Source organism: Ruegeria sp. YTSA168, assembly GCF_059610045.1.
Map to the genome: position 1 here is coordinate 318,815 of NZ_JBXWMW010000004.1, position 17,389 is coordinate 336,203.

Annotated in this window: 15 protein-coding genes and 1 pseudogene; 11 read left to right on the forward strand and 5 right to left on the reverse strand. The window is 54.1% G+C overall.

Going from position 1 to position 17,389, the window contains the following annotated elements; genetic code table 11:
- Nucleotides 1-161 precede the first annotated feature (161 nt).
- Nucleotides 162-1,580, forward strand: a complete 1,419-nt coding sequence (locus tag AC2FFE_RS10895; protein WP_496818890.1) for a mannose-1-phosphate guanylyltransferase/mannose-6-phosphate isomerase — start codon at nt 162-164, stop codon at nt 1,578-1,580.
- Between the two features lie 90 nt (nt 1,581-1,670).
- Entirely contained in the window at nt 1,671-3,164 is a 1,494-nt protein-coding gene (locus tag AC2FFE_RS10900; RefSeq protein ID WP_496846624.1) for a glycosyltransferase family 4 protein, read from the forward strand.
- A 43-nt stretch (nt 3,165-3,207) separates the two neighbouring features.
- Here AC2FFE_RS10900 and AC2FFE_RS10905 read toward each other — a convergent pair whose 3' ends face one another.
- Nucleotides 3,208-4,464 (reverse strand): glycosyltransferase, encoded by a 1,257-nt coding sequence (locus tag AC2FFE_RS10905; RefSeq protein ID WP_496846625.1) that lies wholly within the window; start codon nt 4,462-4,464, stop codon nt 3,208-3,210.
- Between the two features lie 44 nt (nt 4,465-4,508).
- Entirely contained in the window at nt 4,509-4,799 is a 291-nt protein-coding gene (locus AC2FFE_RS10910; RefSeq protein ID WP_496846626.1) for a hypothetical protein, read from the reverse strand.
- A gap of 249 nt (nt 4,800-5,048) precedes the next feature.
- Here AC2FFE_RS10910 and gmd point away from each other — a divergent pair, with 249 nt between their 5' ends.
- The 9 genes and pseudogenes from gmd (at nt 5,049) to AC2FFE_RS10955 (ending at nt 15,159) form a co-directional block, all read left to right on the forward strand.
- Entirely contained in the window at nt 5,049-6,086 is a 1,038-nt protein-coding gene (gene gmd, locus AC2FFE_RS10915) for a GDP-mannose 4,6-dehydratase (RefSeq protein ID WP_496818886.1), read from the forward strand.
- A 17-nt stretch (nt 6,087-6,103) separates the two neighbouring features.
- Nucleotides 6,104-6,976: a GDP-mannose 4,6-dehydratase gene (locus tag AC2FFE_RS10920; protein ID WP_496818885.1), complete on the forward strand. Its 873-nt coding sequence runs from the start codon at nt 6,104-6,106 to the stop codon at nt 6,974-6,976.
- Nucleotides 6,977-7,099: 123 nt separating this feature from the next.
- Nucleotides 7,100-8,800: a class I SAM-dependent methyltransferase gene (locus AC2FFE_RS10925; protein WP_496818884.1), complete on the forward strand. Its 1,701-nt coding sequence runs from the start codon at nt 7,100-7,102 to the stop codon at nt 8,798-8,800.
- Nucleotides 8,797-9,990, forward strand: coding sequence for a glycosyltransferase family 4 protein (locus AC2FFE_RS10930; RefSeq protein ID WP_496818883.1), 1,194 nt, complete (start codon nt 8,797-8,799; stop codon nt 9,988-9,990). Before AC2FFE_RS10925 ends, AC2FFE_RS10930 begins: the two co-directional genes overlap by 4 nt.
- 97 nt (nt 9,991-10,087) lie before the next feature.
- The gene (locus tag AC2FFE_RS10935) at nt 10,088-11,776 is read left to right on the forward strand and encodes an FkbM family methyltransferase (protein WP_496818882.1); all 1,689 of its coding nucleotides are present in this window, start codon (nt 10,088-10,090) and stop codon (nt 11,774-11,776) included.
- On the forward strand, nt 11,769-12,617 hold the full coding sequence (locus AC2FFE_RS10940; protein WP_496818881.1) for a class I SAM-dependent methyltransferase: 849 nt from the start codon (nt 11,769-11,771) through the stop codon (nt 12,615-12,617). Before AC2FFE_RS10935 ends, AC2FFE_RS10940 begins: the two co-directional genes overlap by 8 nt.
- 847 nt (nt 12,618-13,464) lie before the next feature.
- Nucleotides 13,465-14,144, forward strand: a pseudogene (locus tag AC2FFE_RS10945) (IS6 family transposase).
- Nucleotides 14,145-14,360: 216 nt separating this feature from the next.
- Nucleotides 14,361-14,684, forward strand: coding sequence for an ArsR/SmtB family transcription factor (locus tag AC2FFE_RS10950; RefSeq protein ID WP_496846627.1), 324 nt, complete (start codon nt 14,361-14,363; stop codon nt 14,682-14,684).
- Between the two features lie 4 nt (nt 14,685-14,688).
- Nucleotides 14,689-15,159 (forward strand): SRPBCC domain-containing protein, encoded by a 471-nt coding sequence (locus AC2FFE_RS10955; protein WP_496846628.1) that lies wholly within the window; start codon nt 14,689-14,691, stop codon nt 15,157-15,159.
- A gap of 512 nt (nt 15,160-15,671) precedes the next feature.
- Here the strand turns inward: AC2FFE_RS10955 and smpB are convergent.
- From smpB to AC2FFE_RS10970, 3 genes are all read right to left on the reverse strand, one after another.
- Nucleotides 15,672-16,148, reverse strand: a complete 477-nt coding sequence (gene smpB / locus AC2FFE_RS10960) for an SsrA-binding protein SmpB (protein WP_170379480.1) — start codon at nt 16,146-16,148, stop codon at nt 15,672-15,674.
- Between the two features lie 57 nt (nt 16,149-16,205).
- Nucleotides 16,206-16,748: an isopentenyl-diphosphate delta-isomerase gene (idi, locus tag AC2FFE_RS10965; RefSeq protein ID WP_496818879.1), complete on the reverse strand. Its 543-nt coding sequence runs from the start codon at nt 16,746-16,748 to the stop codon at nt 16,206-16,208.
- A 198-nt stretch (nt 16,749-16,946) separates the two neighbouring features.
- On the reverse strand, nt 16,947-17,360 hold the full coding sequence (locus tag AC2FFE_RS10970; RefSeq protein ID WP_480500269.1) for a c-type cytochrome: 414 nt from the start codon (nt 17,358-17,360) through the stop codon (nt 16,947-16,949).
- Between the last annotated feature and the right edge of the window lie 29 nt (nt 17,361-17,389).

A 17,389-nucleotide genomic window follows, 5' to 3' on the forward strand; every position in this document is an offset into this window, starting at 1 on the left:
CCGCTACAGCGTGATCTCTTCGGTCAACGGAAGCTACGCAACAGAGCCCATGGTTAACATTTTCTTGCCGAAAGCTGCCCCACCAATAAAAGAACCATCTTGAAAAACTGCTGTTAAGTTGAGAATAGAAACCTCTATTTACTGGCAAAGGTTGTTTGATCGTGTCCATCACTCCTGTTCTTCTCTGCGGCGGCTCCGGTACCCGTCTTTGGCCGCTGTCTCGGAAATCCTATCCAAAGCAGTTTGCCGCCATTGCCGGGGAAGAGACCCTGTTTCAGGCCTCGGCCAGGCGCCTGTCCGGAGAGGGTTATGCTGCCCCCGTTGTGGTGACCGGGTCTGATTTCCGGTTTATCGTGACCGAACAGCTGCAGGCAGCGGGCATTGATCCAGGCGCGATTTTGATTGAGCCTGAAGGGCGCAATACTGCGCCTGCGGTTCTGGCTGCAGCCTTGCATGTGGCTATGTCCGACCCTGATGCCTTGCTGCTGGTCGCACCGTCTGATCATGTTGTGCCAGATGCAGACGCATTCCGCGCCGCTGTGGTTGCGGGTGTGCCAGCGGCTAAGGCCGGGCAACTGGTAACCTTTGGAATTACACCGGACCGGCCTGAGACCGGCTATGGGTATCTCAAACTGGCGACTGCACCTGAAGGCATCACACCCGTCAAGCTCGACAGCTTTGTCGAGAAACCTGATGTGGATACTGCCACGGCGATGGTGGCCGATGGCAAACATCTGTGGAATGGCGGTATCTTCCTGTTCCGGGCAAGCGATATCATCGCCGCCTTTGAAACCCACGCGCCAGCGCTGATGACGCCGGTCAAGGCAGCTTGCGAAGCGGCCAGGGCGGATCTGGGTTTCCTGCGGCTGGACCCGGAGGCCTGGAAGCAAGCCGAGGATATCTCGATCGACTATGCCGTGATGGAAAAAGCTGACAACCTGAGCGTTGTGCCGTTTTCCGCCGGCTGGTCCGACCTGGGGGATTGGGACTCGGTCTGGCGTGAGGCGGGTCCGGATGAAAACGGGGTTGTGGCGACAGGCGCCGTTACGGCAATTGAGTGCAGTGACACACTTTTGCGGTCCGAGGCGGACAATCTCGAGGTGGTGGGCATCGGCCTGAAAGACGTCATCACTGTGGCAATGCCTGATGCGGTTCTGGTGGCGGATAAATCCCGCGCGCAGGACGTGAAGAAGGCCGTCGAAGCGCTTAAGGCCAAGGGCGCCAGCCAGGCCACCATATTTCCCAAGGATTTCCGCCCTTGGGGCTGGTTTGAAAGCCTGGTCGTCGGCGGACGCTTTCAGGTCAAACGCATTCACGTCCACCCCGGCGCGGCACTGTCCCTGCAAAGCCATCACCACCGCTCCGAACACTGGATCGTGGTCGAGGGGACTGCGAAGGTCACGGTCGACGACGACGTTAAACTGGTGACCGAAAACCAGTCTGTATACATCCCGCTTGGTGCCGTGCACCGCATGGAAAACCCCGGAAAAGTACCCATGGTGCTGATCGAAGTGCAAACCGGAAGCTATCTGGGCGAGGATGACATCATCCGTTATGAGGATGTCTACGCACGCGGATAAAATCGGGGCTGCGTGTCGCCCCTTATCGGGTCGAAAACAGCGTAACCCGATCAGAGAGGGGCAGGCAGTTTGCCACTGGGAGATTTTGAGATGTCCGACATGCAGGCTGGGCAAGACAGGCGCACGTTCTTTTTCGATATATCAAGTTTGATCGGCTATGTGAGCAAGATCGACCGGTATTCCGGAATTCAGCGGGTCGTCGTGACGATGATCGTTGAGATGTCCAGGCTTGTAGATGCCGACCGGCTGTACCTGTCCTGGAGAGACAGGAAATCGGGACGCTATTTGTGTTTGCCCTTCTCAGAGATCGGAACTGAAGCATTCGCCTCACCTGAAAGCATGCGCCGGATCTTTCGCCCGTCCGTGGCCCGGCGTGACAACCTGCCTCCTTTGAAAAAATACCGCACCAAACCGGTGAAGTATTATCTTCAGCGGACCTGGTTGGATGTGGCGGCCCGTTTGGGGCATGATCGGCGTTTCCATAAATACAATATGTCCGCCAGGATGTGGCGCGACGCGCGAAAGGGCCGCAAGCAGGTAAAACAGCAGACCCTCAGCCCGGTGGAGTTCTCATCGCGCGCGCGTGCAGGTGATCACTTGGTGCTGCTAGACAGCGCATGGTTCTCGGAACAGATCGATATTTTTCTGCAAGCCCGCAGGGCAGAGCTTGTGGTGCATTCCATGGTCTATGATCTGATCCCCATTGTCGCCCCGCAAACGTGTGACGGAATGGGTCCGGCTAATTTTTACCAGTGGCTCATGCGATCCCGGGAATACACGAATCATTATCTGGCAATTTCACAGGCAACCCTCAGAGATCTGAAGGATTTCTTTTCCGCCCATGGTGTCGATGCCCCTGCCACCGTAGTGCCACTGGCCCAGGCCGCCTTACCATCGTGGGCAGACATGGGCCTGCAGCAGCAGGGGGTTGGACCCCTGTCGGCAAATATCGCCACCGCAGCCTATCCGGGATTGCGGGAATTGATCACGTTGGATGACAGCTTGCGCCATGTTGTTGCCAGCCCTTTTGTCCTGTGTGTCGGAACCATAGAGGCGCGCAAGAATGTCTGGCGCATTGCCTTGGCCTGGAAAGCCTTGCTGGACCAAGGATATGTGGATCTGCCCAAGCTTGTCTTTGCCGGGCGTCGGGGCTGGTTGCGGCAGGACTTTGAAGACCTGTTGGCAGCAACCGGGAATATCTACGGTTATGTCCGGGTTATTGAAGGGCCATCCGACGAAGAGCTCAACATGCTTTACGGCCATTGCCAGTTCTCCATCATGGCCAGCCTGTATGAAGGCTGGGGATTGCCGGTGGGTGAGGCGCTGGCTTACGGCAAGACGGCTGTGGTCGCGAACAATTCTTCGCTGCCAGAAGTCGGAGAGGACCTGGTGGAATATTGCGATGCGACCCAGGTCTCCAGCATCGCAGAAGCGGTCAAGCGTCTGCTGGATGTTGATCATCGTGCTGCGCTTGAGGCTAAAATCGCCGAGGCCGATCTGCGCGACTGGGCCGATGTGGTCCGCGATCTGCACACTGCCGTCACCACCGCTGTCCAGATCGAGCAACAGGGAAAAACCGGCTGAACCTGTCCTGGTTCAGCCAGCAGCCTGTACTGCGCAATGTGGGTCAGAGCCCTTCCAGAACGCGTTGCAGATCATCCGCGACGCTGCTCCATGTACGCAAATTCGGATGTGCCGCAGTGATGCGGTCGCGCAGGTCGGTGGCAAAGGCGATGTCCTCCTGCAAGCGGCGTAAGTGCGCGGCCAGCTCTTCGGGACTGTCGGGGTCAAAGTAGAGCCCCAAATCACCGCACACTTCGCGCAGTACAGGAGCCGTTGAGCAGATTGCGGGTGTTCCAAACCAGAGCGCTTCACCTGCAGGCAATCCCCAGCCTTCCATCCGGGTGGCCATCACTACCGCAAGTGCATTGCGATACAGCGCCACCAGATCCTCTTGTGCCGGGCTGTCGATAAAGACGACCTTGTCGCGGATGGCCGCCATATCCTCTGAGGCCAGGTATTTCTGAGTGGTTTTGCGCAGGGCTCCGGCAATGACCAGGGTCGGCACTGTTGCGCCCTGAGCTTGCAGAATCTGAAGCGCTCCGAACGAGGCCTCGAGGTTTTTCCGACCCATCGTGGCGCCAACTGTCAGGATGTAGGGCGCGGGCGGCAGTGTCAGGGTCGCTTCGCGATCCCCTTCTGCACATTCATGAACAAGCGGGATCGATGTGACCACCGGTGGAACAGGGGGCAGAACACCCTGTTCCGAGAAGGACAGCAATTCGGATTTGGTGAACTCAGATATGGTCATGATCTCGGTGGAGTTTGAAATCACGATCCGGTTGTCGTCCAGGAATTTGCCCGGGAAATAAGCCGATTTATGTCCGAACTGAGAGTGCAGCGGGATCATGTCATATAGCAGCGGTACCAACCGCGGGCGCACACCGTGCCGCTCCAGTGAATCAATTGCATCCGTGATCAACTTGGGTCTGGCGGCAGAGACCAGGGTTTTGCCGGACATGTCCAAACGCGGCGGTGTCAAACCGGACTTCGCCCACATCTTCTTGTTGCGCCGTTTGAGAAGCGGATTCACCGCGCGCGTTGCCAGCTTGGTCAGAACCGTTTTGCGTTTGTAGGCTGGGCGAATGCGTATTTCCTGAATGCCCAAGGGAACGTTCAGATCGACGGTCCCATCCTCGTGAAGTTCCGGAAACACTTCCAAAAACCCGTCATGGGCATAGGAGAAGATACCATACCGCACCGGGGCCTTGCGCTGCACAAGCTGCAGGCCGAGTTCATGCACAACACGCATAATCCCGTAAAACCGCAGCTTGCCGGTGGAGGCGCTGAAGACCTCGGTGAGATCAAAGACAATTTCAGACATCTGACTGGCGTTACTCCGCGGCTTCATCTTTGGGGCATTGGTGTTCAAGCAGTCACCGATCTTACCATCAGCGCCTCTTGATGAAAGCGCGGACCAATATCCGAAGATTTCCTGGTTTGGTAAGGGATCACCCTATGGCGCGGCAGCTTTCTACAAGGCGTTTGGTGATATGCGGTGACATTCCGGTTGTCCGCCTTGAGCAGACAACAGACTTGAATGTATCTGTACATTCCCTGAACCGTAAAAAACGCAATGATGATACCCGCTGCTGTGGAGATCATGCCGATCATCGTAACAATCGAAATTCCATCGAGTTTCTGTTGTTCTATGGCCATCAAGGTTCAGTCTGATTGGGGTGGTTCTGCCCGGTCAATGAAGGAGCGATGCCTGAAAGGGTCATTAGTGTCAAGGCGAGCCCCGGACCCGTTTGAGACACACGCTTTATCAATTCGTTATTATGCAGTCCCAAAAAGGCTGTTGAGGTCTGCGGGAACACATTGGTTAATCGGCAAACTTACGCCGACAAGCGGTAGACGCATTAGGTTTGATCAGCTAAAGCCCAGCATAACAAAAGAGGGCTTAGAATGACCAAAACCGCAATTGTCACAGGTATTACCGGGCAAGATGGAGCCTATCTGGCAGAGCTTCTTCTTGAAAAGGGATATAAAGTTGTCGGCACGTTCCGCCGGGTGGTTTCCACCAATTTCTGGCGTATCGATGATTTGGGCATCCGTTCGCATCCCAACCTGTCACTGGAAGAGCTTGACCTGACCGATATGGGCGCAATGATCCGTCTGATTCAGAAGACGGAGCCCCATGAAGTTTACAATCTTGCGGCACAGAGTTTTGTAGGAATTTCGTTCGACCAGCCCGCCACGACATCCCAGATCACTGGCATTGGGGCGCTGCATTGGCTTGAAGCAATCCGAATTGTGAATCCTAAAATTCGTTTCTATCAGGCATCCACATCGGAAATGTTCGGCAAGGTTCAGGAGATTCCTCAACGGGAAGAAACACCTTTCTGGCCACGCAGCCCTTATGGCGTAGCCAAGCTTTACGCTCATTGGATGACCATAAACTATCGCGAAAGCTATGATATTTTTGGCACATCCGGGATTCTGTTCAATCACGAAAGCCCGCTCAGGGGGTTGGAGTTCGTGACCCGGAAAATCACCGATGGTGTGGCCAAGATCAAACTGGGACAGCTTGATTGCCTGGAACTTGGGAACATGGATGCCAAGCGTGATTGGGGATTTGCGAAGGATTACGTGGACGGGATGTGGCGTATGCTGCAGGCGGACACACCGGACACGTTTGTTCTGGCAACCGGGCGAACCGAAACTGTACGCGATTTTGTCACGATGGCGTTCAAGGGCGCAGGCATTGGCCTGCGATTTGAAGGGCAAGGGGAAGATGAAGTGGCGATTGACGCCGAATCAAACCGTGTTCTGGTGCGCATCAATCCAAAATACTATCGCCCCGCCGAGGTCGAGCTGCTGATTGGTGACGCAAGCAAGGCCAAGGACGTTCTGGGCTGGGAGGCCACGACCTCTCTTGAAGATCTCTGTGAGATGATGGTCGCAGCTGATCTGGCGCGCAACGAACGGGGCGTTTCGTTCTGATGTCAGGGGGCCGCGTCTTGATCACTGGCCGTTACGGGTTCACCGGGCGATACGTGGCTGCTGAACTGGAGGCAGCGGGATGGGAGGTCTGGGGCACTGGGATGACGATGCCCCCTGCGCAAGACCCGACCTATCTGCAGGCGGATCTTTCGGACAGCGCGGCAATTGCCCATGTTGTAGACAGGGTGAAACCTGATGCGGTGATCCATCTGGCTGCGATTGCGTTTGTCGCGCATGGAGCAGCTGAGGACTTCTACAAGGTAAACGTGATTGGAACCCGGGTTTTGCTGGAGGCGTTGGCTCAGGCCGGCGTGGGCCAGTCCGGGGTCATTTTGGCAAGCAGCGCCAATATTTATGGCAACTCGAAACAGGCGCCGATTGCGGAAACAGCCTCTCCGGCGCCCGTGAACGATTACGCGGTTTCGAAACTGGCTATGGAATACATGGCTCAGCTGTTTACGGATCGCTTGCCGATCGTGATCGCGCGGCCTTTCAACTACACCGGACGCGGGCAGAATGCCCAATTCCTTGTCCCTAAAATCGTGGCCCATTTCCGGCAGCGCGCCCCGCAAATCGAACTGGGTAACCTTGATGTTGCCCGGGACTTTTCCGACGTTCGCGATGTGGCGCGGGCTTATCGGGAACTGCTGCGTCCGGATCTGCGAGGACAGCGGGTAAATATCTGCTCTGGAGTGGCGACCCCTTTGCAGCGCATTGTGGACATGTGCAGCGACATTACCGGGCACATTCTGAACGTGACCGTGAACCCCCAGTTTGTGCGCGCCAATGAGGTGAAGGAATTGATGGGAGATGTCACATTGTACCGTAGTCTGACTCAGACCGAGCCGAATTACAGCTTACAGGAGACACTTAAATGGATGTTGGCGTAAGAACCTAAAGTGAAGTGGTTTTCCGCAATGTTGTGAAAAAACAAGCACTTAACCTATAGTTGATGATTTAGGTTGCTTCGCAATCTGGGCATCTGTACGAAAGCAAAAATTCTAAAACCGAGTATGGGACATTCCGTGGCTTCTTCTACAAAAGACATTTTGCAGCGATTGGCAGGTCGGGCCCATCGGGGCGGGGCATTTAATTCAGACGTTTTGATTGCAATTTCCGAAGTTCTGCCAAGTGGCGACATCAAAACGCTTGAGACCGGTTGTGGGAAATCAACCATTATGTTCTCTAACCTGGCCGCCAAGCACGTTGTGTTTGCGTATGATGACAGGGATATGCCGGACAGTTCGGTTGGTTTGGTGCAGAAAGATCCGGAATTCAAAGCGGATTGCACTGAGTTTGTTTATGGCCCAACGCAGCAGACATTGCCTGTCCACCAGTTTACGGATGATGATATGTTTGATGTCATCCTTATTGACGGGCCGCATGGTTACCCCTTCCCGGATCTTGAATACGCCATTCTTTATGAGCGCCTTAAGGTCGGCGGAATTCTCATTATTGATGACGTCCACATTCCGTCGATCGGCAATATGTATGATCTTCTGCGTGAAGATCGCATGTATGAGGAAATTGGTGTCTTCGCGACAACCGGGCTTTTGAAGCGAACCGATGTGGAAGGTGTCCCGGCGGACGGTGATCATTGGTATGAACAAAGCTATAACTACGCCCGCTTCCCGCTTGGGATGGAAAAATACAATATTGACCGGACCTTGACGCCGGATGGGCGTATCGATCTGAAGAATGACGCGCACCTGTCTCAGTATGTCATCAAGTCCATCGAAAGTGCCCCTGCCAAAAAGGCCGCGCAAACGATTGATATCGGCGCATCTCTGGAAGTGTTTGTGCCCGAAAGCGTCGGTACATCGCTGACGGTCGAGTTGGAGTACAAATCCATTTACGCCGACGCCGCCAAAGATGCGGTTTTGATGATTGGCAACTATCGTGAGCCGTTACCCTATAGCAAGCGGTGGTCAAAGATCAAAACGGTTGTTCCACGTCCCGAAGGCGGCCGTTTGATTGCGACGATCCTCCATCCACATGCCATTCCGGAACATGACCGGGACGCAGCAGCAACACGCTATGAGTTCCGGCGCTTGGGGTCATATGTTCGGGCGTTTAAGGTTACGGGCTCAAAGAAGGGCGCGCAGCCTGTTGCCACACCGATGTCGGATACACAAAGCGCGGTGGCACAAGTGGCTTCCCACTCGGAAGATTTCAAAGCCACATTGGTCGAAATCGGCAAAGACTATCCCTATCAAGTTGCCGACAAGGCCGAGATCCTACCACGACCGATAGGGGCTTTGGGTGAATCTGTCACTCGCGTTCAACGGCTTTTGCAACGCAAGCTTTATTGGTCAGTCGCCGAGCTTCTTGCATTCGATGGCGCGGAATTCGCCGAGGCGATTGCCTATGCCTTGCAGGGGCGGGAGGCCACCGAGGCAGAGAGCCACGCGTTGGATCGCGACAATAGTGCCCCCGTTCGTCTTCGAATGATCCTTGAGCTCGACCATGCAAACCGCAAATCCGGAAACCCCGCTCGTGTGATGGGGATAAGAAAATTGCGCAACCTTTGGCGGTTGGAGCGCCTGTGTACACGCAAAAATATCAAGCCCCTCAAAAAGCTGTTTGCAAGCCGGGTGCGCAAGGAAGCACGACGTATATATCATCAACAAATCTCGCAGATTTCTACGATCCAGTATGTGCAAGCTGTCCTTGATAGAATGGACATGGATGCCGGACGGGCCAAAACTTTATGAAACGCATTGTTATCGCAAATTTCTATTCCACGTGGCCGGCTGTCGGTGGTGGGCAAAGACGCATATTTTACCTCGCACGCGAGCTTTCCAAACAGTTCGACGTCGAACTCATTGTTCCGGACAGGCACGGGCGCAACGAGACGGTTATTTTTGGCCCGAACCTGCGCGAGATACGGGTTGCTGTCGAAGGACGGTTCCGTGAGCTCGAGATCAAGCTGGATGCCGAAGTTCAAATGGCCGCTGATGTTGCGTATGCTCTGCATTGGGATGAGTGCGTCCTGTATAATGAAGTCCTTGCCAACCGGCTGGCTGTATCGGACGCATGTGTAACAGCACACCCTTATTCGATTTATGCGCTTCTGCAGGCGCGGGGCGACACGGACATCCCGATTGTCTTTGACTCTCAGAATGTCGAGCTTCAGCAGAAAACCTCTGTCCTTGAACGCTTCCCGCATCTGTTGAAAGTTGTTCGGGATGTGGAGGAAACGGCGCTGTTGAAGTCGCAACATGTGATTGCCTGCACACCCAACGATGCGACCACGTTCGCAAAGGAATACGGTGTAGACGCCGACCAGATAACGATCATCGAAAACGGTGTGGACGCGCTTGGGGTGCCCCACGTGCCTGAAGATGCGTTGCCCCGGATACGCACGCGTTTGGGTTTGAAAGATCAGCTGACAGCGGTCTTCGGCGGCTCTTTCCATCATCCGAATTTCTCGGCTGCCGACCGCATTCTCGATTTTGCAAAACAGATCCCGGACATGCAATTCATTGTGCTCGGCGGGGTGTGCAACTACGGCCCGTTGAGAGACTCGACTCTGGAAAACGTCATTCGTTTGGGAGAGGTCGATGAAACCACAAAATGGATGGCATTCCGTGTTGCGGATATCGGCCTCAACCCAATGGATATTGGGTCAGGTTCCAACATCAAGATGTTCGAATATGCAGCTGCTGAGCTGGCTGTGGTCTCTTCACCGTTCGGTGCCCGCGGCCTGGGTCTGAAGGAAGAAAGCGAGTTTATCGTTTGCGCGTTGGACGAGATGCGAGAGACGCTCGGCGCCTTGACGATCGAGGATCGCGCAAGACTTGCGGACATAGGTGTTGCCGCCCGTCAGAGTGTCACCAGAACCGCTGATTGGTCAGTGATCGGCAAGAGATATAGTGCGTGTTTTTCGGCTTTGACCCTCTGAGGCAGCCGTAGCCCTGTGGTTTTCCGCGTTTAGATTTGCGGACAAGACAAAACGATTTCATGATGGCAAACATCATGTCTGGGACAAGGATGGCGTGATGAGTGGAGATACGAGCCCAGTGATGAAAGCAAGTGGCACCTTTTCGGTACACGTTCAGAAGTACCTAGAGTATTATTTGCAGAGTCATTTTCATGCGCTTCGCAAAGTGAAATCTGCTGCTTTCGGGGACAACCCGTTTGCGCAATGCATGCAAGCCTATTCCAAGTATTACGCTTTTGACTGGAAGCGCGTTCACGATTCCCCGAACCGCGCTCTCAAGTCGAGAAGCATCAATCTCCTCTACATAGGCGGCCCGTATCGCCTTCTGGACACGACGCGCGCGATCAAACAGGCGCTTGAGTGTTTGTCCGACACCGGGGTTCTGGTTTTGCCGTGCTTGAATGTTCCGGCGAATTATCTGTGTTTTCAGTTCTTAAAAGACCATCCGCAGTTCCAACTGCACCTTACGATGGAAAACACGGCGTTCTTCGGATTCCATCGTTTGCCGTCATCGGGGGAAACAGGATGGTGGTCCGAAGCCTTCAATGTCGAACATTTACCGGCCTTTGATTATCTTGCCTATTCGATCCGCCCCAAACTGCCGGTTCGCTTTGCATATGACGGGTATCTGAGCCAGTGCGGCCCAGAGTTTCAAACGGGTTTCATGACCCGATCCGGCCGGGTGGTTTCGCACGGTTATAGGTCACAGATGGCCTTCTCTCTTGAGGCACCTTCCACCAGACAGGTGGAGGTGAGCATTGAGCTGCGCGCGTTGGATCCTGCAAGCAGGCCAGAGGCGGGCCTTGTTCTGCGCGTGGCCGATGCGGACCCCGTTTCGGTTGATCTAAGTGCGGCAGCACCTGTCCGTCGGACGATAAGCGCGACATTGCCGGATGATAACGTTCTGCCAATTGTCTTTGAGCACAGCGGGCTTGTCGATGGATCGGAACTGAGCGAGCCGGAGATTGATCTTCCGGATGTGAGTTTGCCCAATATCCAACTGTTGTCAGTGGCGATTGCGGAATGTGGCGAAACCTCGCCTCCGGTAACGCTGTCGCAACATCAGGGCAGCGTGCGAACGTTCGACCATGCCGGGCAGACTTTTCGGTTCTTCGTGGACAATCCGCATGACAGCATACAGGCGCATCACTGTGCCGGGGAATTCTACGAAATCGAAGAACTGGAACTGATTGGCGCACATGTTCCGGCAAGTGCCCGAATACTCGATATTGGCGCAAATATCGGGAACCATGCGGTCTATTTCGAGAAAATCCTGAAGGCGCAGAAAGTCACGGCAATTGAACTGCAGCAACGCGTTATCTCGGTTTTGCGTCTGAATGTTGCGCTGAACGAACTGAAAACCGTTGATTTGTCAAACCTGGGTATGGGATTTGGTGCATCTTCGCATTCTGCGCGCATCCAGATCTCGCAGGCTTTCAACGTAGCAGGGGCGCATTTCGACCCGGATCCGGTGGGCGGGTTTGAAATTCGAAAAGGCGATGACGTTGTTGGGAACGAGGATTTCGACTTCATCAAGATCGATGTCGAAGGTATGGAGTGCGAAGTCATCGAAGGCCTTTCCCAAACCATTGCCAGATGCCAGCCAATGCTGTTTGTGGAAGTATGGAACGAAAATCTGGACAGGTTCCATGCCTTGCTTGCCGATCTGGGATATGAAGTCAGCGCAGAATTCCAGCGCTACGATGTTGCAACCAACCTTCTGATGAAAGCACGCACCTATGAATGATAAAACAGATACTTCGTGTCGTCTGTGTGGTGGGGCGACCGATTACATTTTCGCAAAGACAATTCTGCGGCGTTATGACGTTCGCTATTATGCCTGCCAGGAATGCGGCAGTCAGCAGACGGATTATCCCTTCTGGCTGGACGAATCTTACGCAATTCCGGGCCTGACCATAGATGTTGGCGCAGCACCTCGTTGCATCAAGAACTGGTTGGCCGCGAAGGTCTTTCTGGACCTGCTTGAAATCCCTTTGACTGCAAAGGGTATGGATTTTGGAGCAGGCCCGGGGCTGTTTGCCAGCCTGATGAGGAGTGTCGGGCGGGATTTTCAAACCTTCGATGCATTTGCTCAGCCGCTCTTTTCCAGCTACTCCGCGCTTGAGAATATCGATGACATTTCAGCGGATGTTATCACTGCGTTTGAAGTGTTCGAACATCTTCCTGATCCGAAGGTCACACTGGATGACTTGCTGTCCCGGGGTGCCCCGATTTTCATTTTTACAACCTGGCCTGTTGATGATCAGCCGGAAGACTGGCTCTATTATCTGCCGGATTGCGGCCAGCACGTCTTCTTCTATTCGGTGAAAGGGCTTGAGAATATTGGGCGCGCGCATGGCTATGAGATGATCGTGTCACAGTATTTCTACGTCTTCTATGCACCTGACAAACTGTCGGCCGAACAAGTTGAAAATGTTGGAAACTTCTCGCTCAATTCGATTGAAATGCTGGAATCCCAGGTTCAGGAAATCCTGCTGAGTGTGATTATGGGGAACGAGTATCTGGACAAAGATTTCAGCGCAGCAATGGACCGCTTTAGCACAGAGCTTCTGCCGCAATCTTCCTAGGATTCTCATGGGCTTTGGCCCCATCGCATGCGTCGGTCAGTGGCTGAACTTTTGCTGTCTTGGTTAGGAAAGATAGCTTCTAGCCCGACATACTCTGATGAATGGCCAAAGGAACGTCGGCGGAACCGCGAGATTCCTGACGAGATTGTGGACGTGTTTGCGAACTCTGAGTTGTTCAAAGGTATCGTAACGAATTCGGCCTGCGGTAATCGCATTTGGCTTGCTCTGTTGAAGGGGTGAGCAAACCCTACTTTAAGACGAGGGACGCTTTTGGGGGGTAGATCACCACTTCATCTTCAAATGCTTGATGTGGCGTCGTGAACTGGACTGTCATCCGGGCTGCTGATCTTTTGTTGCGGCCCAGCTTTCCTGCGCCGCCGGGTCGATCCGGTTGGTGATGAACAGAGAGACCGCGCCGATCCCTCCGACCGTGAACACGACGGCCTGCCAAACCTGCGGCGACGATCGCCGCAGCGTCGCCCCGACCGCTCCGCTGCCATTGTAGGGTCTGATCCGGTAAGGGGCAGGATAGTACGTTAAGCTGGGTGGGCTATTGTTTCGGCCACCTGTACTCGCCGGTTAATAGAATATGTGCCCAAGGTTTGTTGGACAGCGGCCTTTGCGTCATCAACGCGGATATCGCATAACCTCTTGGCATCACGCCATGTCTTCCCAGTGATCCGATCATGGGTTTCGGCAACGGCATCAGCGATGGCCGCTTGCCATTCCACTGCACAGACCGCCAGAATGGCCAAGCGCCGGGGCTCTGTTGCAAACTTTTGGCAATTGACGGTCTGGTGGCCATCGGGTGAATAACTTCCGGTCTTAGCCAGTTGAAAGCCCACTCATGATTTCCTTCAAAGGCGCGCAATATTCGAAGGATGTGATCCTCTTTGCTGTGTTCTTCTATGTCCGATACGGCGTGTCGTATCGCGATCTGGAAGAGATCATGTACGAACGAGGTGTTCCGGTTGACCACACCACGTTGAACAGATGGGTCACGCAGTATTCCGGCCCAATCGCTGAAAAGCGCGTCGACGAAAAGAGCCATGCGACCGCTCCTAGAGAATGGACGAGACCTACATAAAAGTGAAAGGCACGTGGGTCTATCTCTACCGCGCCGTCGATAAACATGGCAAAACGCTCGATTTCATGCTTTCAGAACGTCGCAACAAACCGGCAGTCACAAAGTTCTTCGCCCGAATGATGGAAGTTAACGGCCTTCCCAGAAAGATTGTCATCGACAAAAGCGGCGCCAATACCGCCGGCATCAAGGCGATCAACAAAATGCTAAAAAGCTTTGGTTGTCCGATACCAATAGAGATGGTGAGGTGGAAGTTCTTGAACAATATCGTCGAACAGGGCCACCGGTTCATTAAGAGGCGCACGCGTCCAATGCTGTGATTCAAGGCTTTCGCTTCTGCAGCAGCAACCCTCTCTGGAAGTGAGGTCGCAAACATGATCCGTAAAGGTCAGCTCAGACCCGGACCCTGTCCATTTCAACAGTTCGCGGAATTGGCCGTCTAACCGGCAAACACGCTGCGGTCTCTTCGACTGGCAAGAAACTTTCCAACAGATCCCGGCTGCGGCAACGCGGACTTTCCCGACCTTGGCAGCCGCAGCACGAACGACCGCTTTCGCTCATCTGATGACTTTCGGCAGCTAACCATTAAGTTGCCATTAAACTTAACCAAATAGCAAAGTGTTATTGAAGCATGGTCGTTTGCGTGGTAACTTAACCAAATGGATAAATATTTGCATAGACAGTTCCACGCTCTTGCTGACCCCACCCGACTAGCGGTCGTGGAGCGCCTGCTGAAAGCTCCTGCCAGCGTCAGCGAATTGGCTGAGCCTTACGACATGGCACTACCGGCATTCACGAAACATCTCGGCGTTCTAGAACGATCAGGCCTTATCACGAGCGAGAAAACTGGTCGGGTTCGAACCTGCTCGATTAACCCGGCCGCAATGAGCCAAATCGAAAGATGGTTTTCTGACCGCCGCGCACTTTGGGATACGCGGCTGAATAACCTTGCTGCCTTTGTCGATGATCAGAGAAAGAAATAATCCTATGGAAATTCATCACGAAACACTCATTTTCGAGCGCGATTTTGATGCGCCTCCGTCCCAGTTGTTTTCGGCCTACATTGACACAAAGGCCCGAGAGCAATGGTCGACACCATCGCCTACCGCTGAGGTTAAGATCGACAGTTCGGAGGTGCGAACAGGAGGTCATGAAACCGGACGGTGCGGCGGCAAAGGCGACCTGCGTTGGACATTAAAAGTAGTCTATCATCTTGTTACGCCCGACCGTCAAATCACCTTCACGGAAGAGCTTTGGGATGGAGAACAAATCCTGACAGTCGCGTTAATCACCTTCGACTTGAAACCCCTTGGCGAAAACAAGACGGCGCTGACTTTGACGGACCAGATTACCTCCTTTGTTGGAGCTGACGCTGTTGGTGGTCATCGAGAAGGCTACACCCAAGCGCTCACAAATCTGCAGCAGCATGTGACCAAACCCAAGAGCGGACATTCATGATAAGCGCAGCATGTTGAACTTCGGGCTCACAGCGGACCTCGGAGGCGTGCAGAAGATGACCTTGCGGGACATGATCTTCCATCGAGAACTCGGAGAGTAGCGCTGCCTGAGCCTCTTGCCTCAGTCCCATCATTGCAAATCCCCCCTCCGATTAAAGGGCTTGGATCAGCAGCTCAGGCATCGATCAAGCCAGGTTTTTCAACAAAATAAGCCCTCTGTTCAGAATTTAGCGATCGAACAGCAGAGTAGGTTCGGTTGCTTGCTCGCCCCTACCCTACCCGCTTGATGCCACCAATTTTTTCGGTAATCCGCGCCCTGTCGGGTATCCCATTGGCGCGGAATTTCTATCTGGGTGAGCATTACATGATAGATCAGCGTGAATGGGGTTTCGGAAGGAAGGGTTTAGGACGCATCTTCTGCGCGTCGGTCAGCCAGAAAAGATCGCTGATGTCACCGCTTCGTTTTCCGAGTCGTGAAACACGCAGCGCACTGGAAACTACTGCATCCTGACCCTAGCTGTGATCTTTCATCAATCGCTGCTTCTGGCGTGACCAGTCCCGCTTGGCCTGGGTCTCGCGCTTGTCGTGCAGCTTTTTGCCCTTGGCGATACCGATTTTCAGCTTGGCCCGGCCCTTGTGATTAAAATATAGAACCAACGGCACCAGTGTCATGCCCTTGCGTTGTGTCGCATTCCACAGGTTCGACAATTCCTTGCGCGAGACCAGCAGTTTACGGCGGCGGCGTTCTTCGTGCTTGAACACTTTGGCCTGCTCATACGGGGCGATGTAGCTGTTGATCAGCCACAGCTCTCCGTCATCGACCGAGGCATAGCTTTCGGCAATATTGGATCCGCCCGCCCGCAGGGATTTGACCTCGGACCCTTCCAGCATGATGCCACACTCGATATCCTCTTCGATCGCGTAGTCGAAGCGGGCACGCCTATTTTCGGCGATCACTTTGTAGTTTGGGTCAGTCTTCTGCTTGGCCATGACGGGTTGATTTAGGCGGCTTGCACCTGCCATGCAAGGCCAGCGCAGGCTTTCACATCACGATTGTGCGGAAATGATCAGGTCCGGACCGAAAATCGTGTCGGAATGGTTGTGCAGATAAATCTTGAGCCAGGGTGTAAAGCGTTCCGGGTGGCGTCGCACCTCGGCCAGAAGATCGTGATAGTCGATCCAGCGAATATCCATCACTTCGTCCGGGTTCGGCTCGATCTTCAGCGGGCCACGTGCATGCGCTAAGAAAACGTCCACCACCTCATGCTCGATCAGGTTGTTGCCCACATCGGCGTGATACTCCAGACGGTGACGGTATTCAGGATACAGCCCCGTGATCCCGAGTTCTTCGCGCAAACGGCGCACTGCGCAGGCCGACGCACCTTCGTCCCAGTCAGGATGAGTGCAACAGGTGTTCGCCCACAGACCCGGCGTGTGGTACTTGCCCAACGCCCTGCGCTGCATCAGGATTTCAGTGCCACGCACCACAAAGACAGACACAGCCTTGTGCCTGAGGCCTTTTTCATGTGCCTCAAGTTTGTCCACGGGGGTCAACTCACCATCAACCCAAGCCGGGATCATGATTCCCATATGTCGTCTCCTGATGCCGATCCATCGGACTGGCGAACTTTGATGTGGTGCTATGGCCGGATCGGCTTGGCATCGGGGCCCATCCGCTCCGGATCGGGCCGCGTTGGGACAAAATGGCAATGATCGGTCGGATTATCAACCTTACGAAAAGCCGCAGGTAAGGCGGCTTTTCGATTTGTCATCGGGTCATCTGAAATCCTATTCGCCTGATACGCTGAGGATATAGGCATAGACATCTTCGCCACCGGATTTCAGTTTGAAACTCATCTTTGACTTGGCCGCAGTGTCATCCAGGTATTCTTTCAGGAAGGCTCTGGGATCTTGAGAATAGGCGACAAAGGTTTCTTCGTCCCAGACAAGTCCGTTTTCGCCGGCTTCGACAATGCTGTCACCATATTTGAACCCTTCCAGGGTCCCTGCGGTACGGCCTGCGACCCCGTAAAGGTTCGGTCCGGTTTTACCGCCTTTAACAATCACATCGCCCGCAGGGTCAGCGATCATGTGGCAGGATTTGCATCTGTTGAAAGCTTTCTTGCCCGCCTCTGCATCACCTTCTGCATAAACAGGCAGGGCAAGCAAGCCGACGATTGTGGTGGCGAGGAAACGATTCATATTCTTTGCTCCAGATTTGCGTGGCTGGC

Bases quoted from the DNA above. Each gene is read 5' to 3' on its own strand.
- AC2FFE_RS10900 (WP_496846624.1), top strand. From the start codon at position 1,671: ATGTCCGACATGCAGGCTGGGCAAGACAGGCGCACGTTCTTTTTCGAT.
- AC2FFE_RS10905 (WP_496846625.1), bottom strand. From the start codon at position 4,464: ATGTCTGAAATTGTCTTTGATCTCACCGAGGTCTTCAGCGCCTCCACC.
- AC2FFE_RS10910 (WP_496846626.1), bottom strand. From the start codon at position 4,799: ATGGCCATAGAACAACAGAAACTCGATGGAATTTCGATTGTTACGATG.
- gmd (WP_496818886.1), top strand. From the start codon at position 5,049: ATGACCAAAACCGCAATTGTCACAGGTATTACCGGGCAAGATGGAGCC.
- AC2FFE_RS10925 (WP_496818884.1), top strand. From the start codon at position 7,100: ATGGGACATTCCGTGGCTTCTTCTACAAAAGACATTTTGCAGCGATTG.
- AC2FFE_RS10930 (WP_496818883.1), top strand. From the start codon at position 8,797: ATGAAACGCATTGTTATCGCAAATTTCTATTCCACGTGGCCGGCTGTC.
- AC2FFE_RS10935 (WP_496818882.1), top strand. From the start codon at position 10,088: ATGAGTGGAGATACGAGCCCAGTGATGAAAGCAAGTGGCACCTTTTCG.
- AC2FFE_RS10940 (WP_496818881.1), top strand. From the start codon at position 11,769: ATGAATGATAAAACAGATACTTCGTGTCGTCTGTGTGGTGGGGCGACC.
- AC2FFE_RS10950 (WP_496846627.1), top strand. From the start codon at position 14,361: ATGGATAAATATTTGCATAGACAGTTCCACGCTCTTGCTGACCCCACC.
- AC2FFE_RS10955 (WP_496846628.1), top strand. From the start codon at position 14,689: ATGGAAATTCATCACGAAACACTCATTTTCGAGCGCGATTTTGATGCG.
- smpB (WP_170379480.1), bottom strand. From the start codon at position 16,148: ATGGCCAAGCAGAAGACTGACCCAAACTACAAAGTGATCGCCGAAAAT.
- idi (WP_496818879.1), bottom strand. From the start codon at position 16,748: ATGGGAATCATGATCCCGGCTTGGGTTGATGGTGAGTTGACCCCCGTG.
- AC2FFE_RS10970 (WP_480500269.1), bottom strand. From the start codon at position 17,360: ATGAATCGTTTCCTCGCCACCACAATCGTCGGCTTGCTTGCCCTGCCT.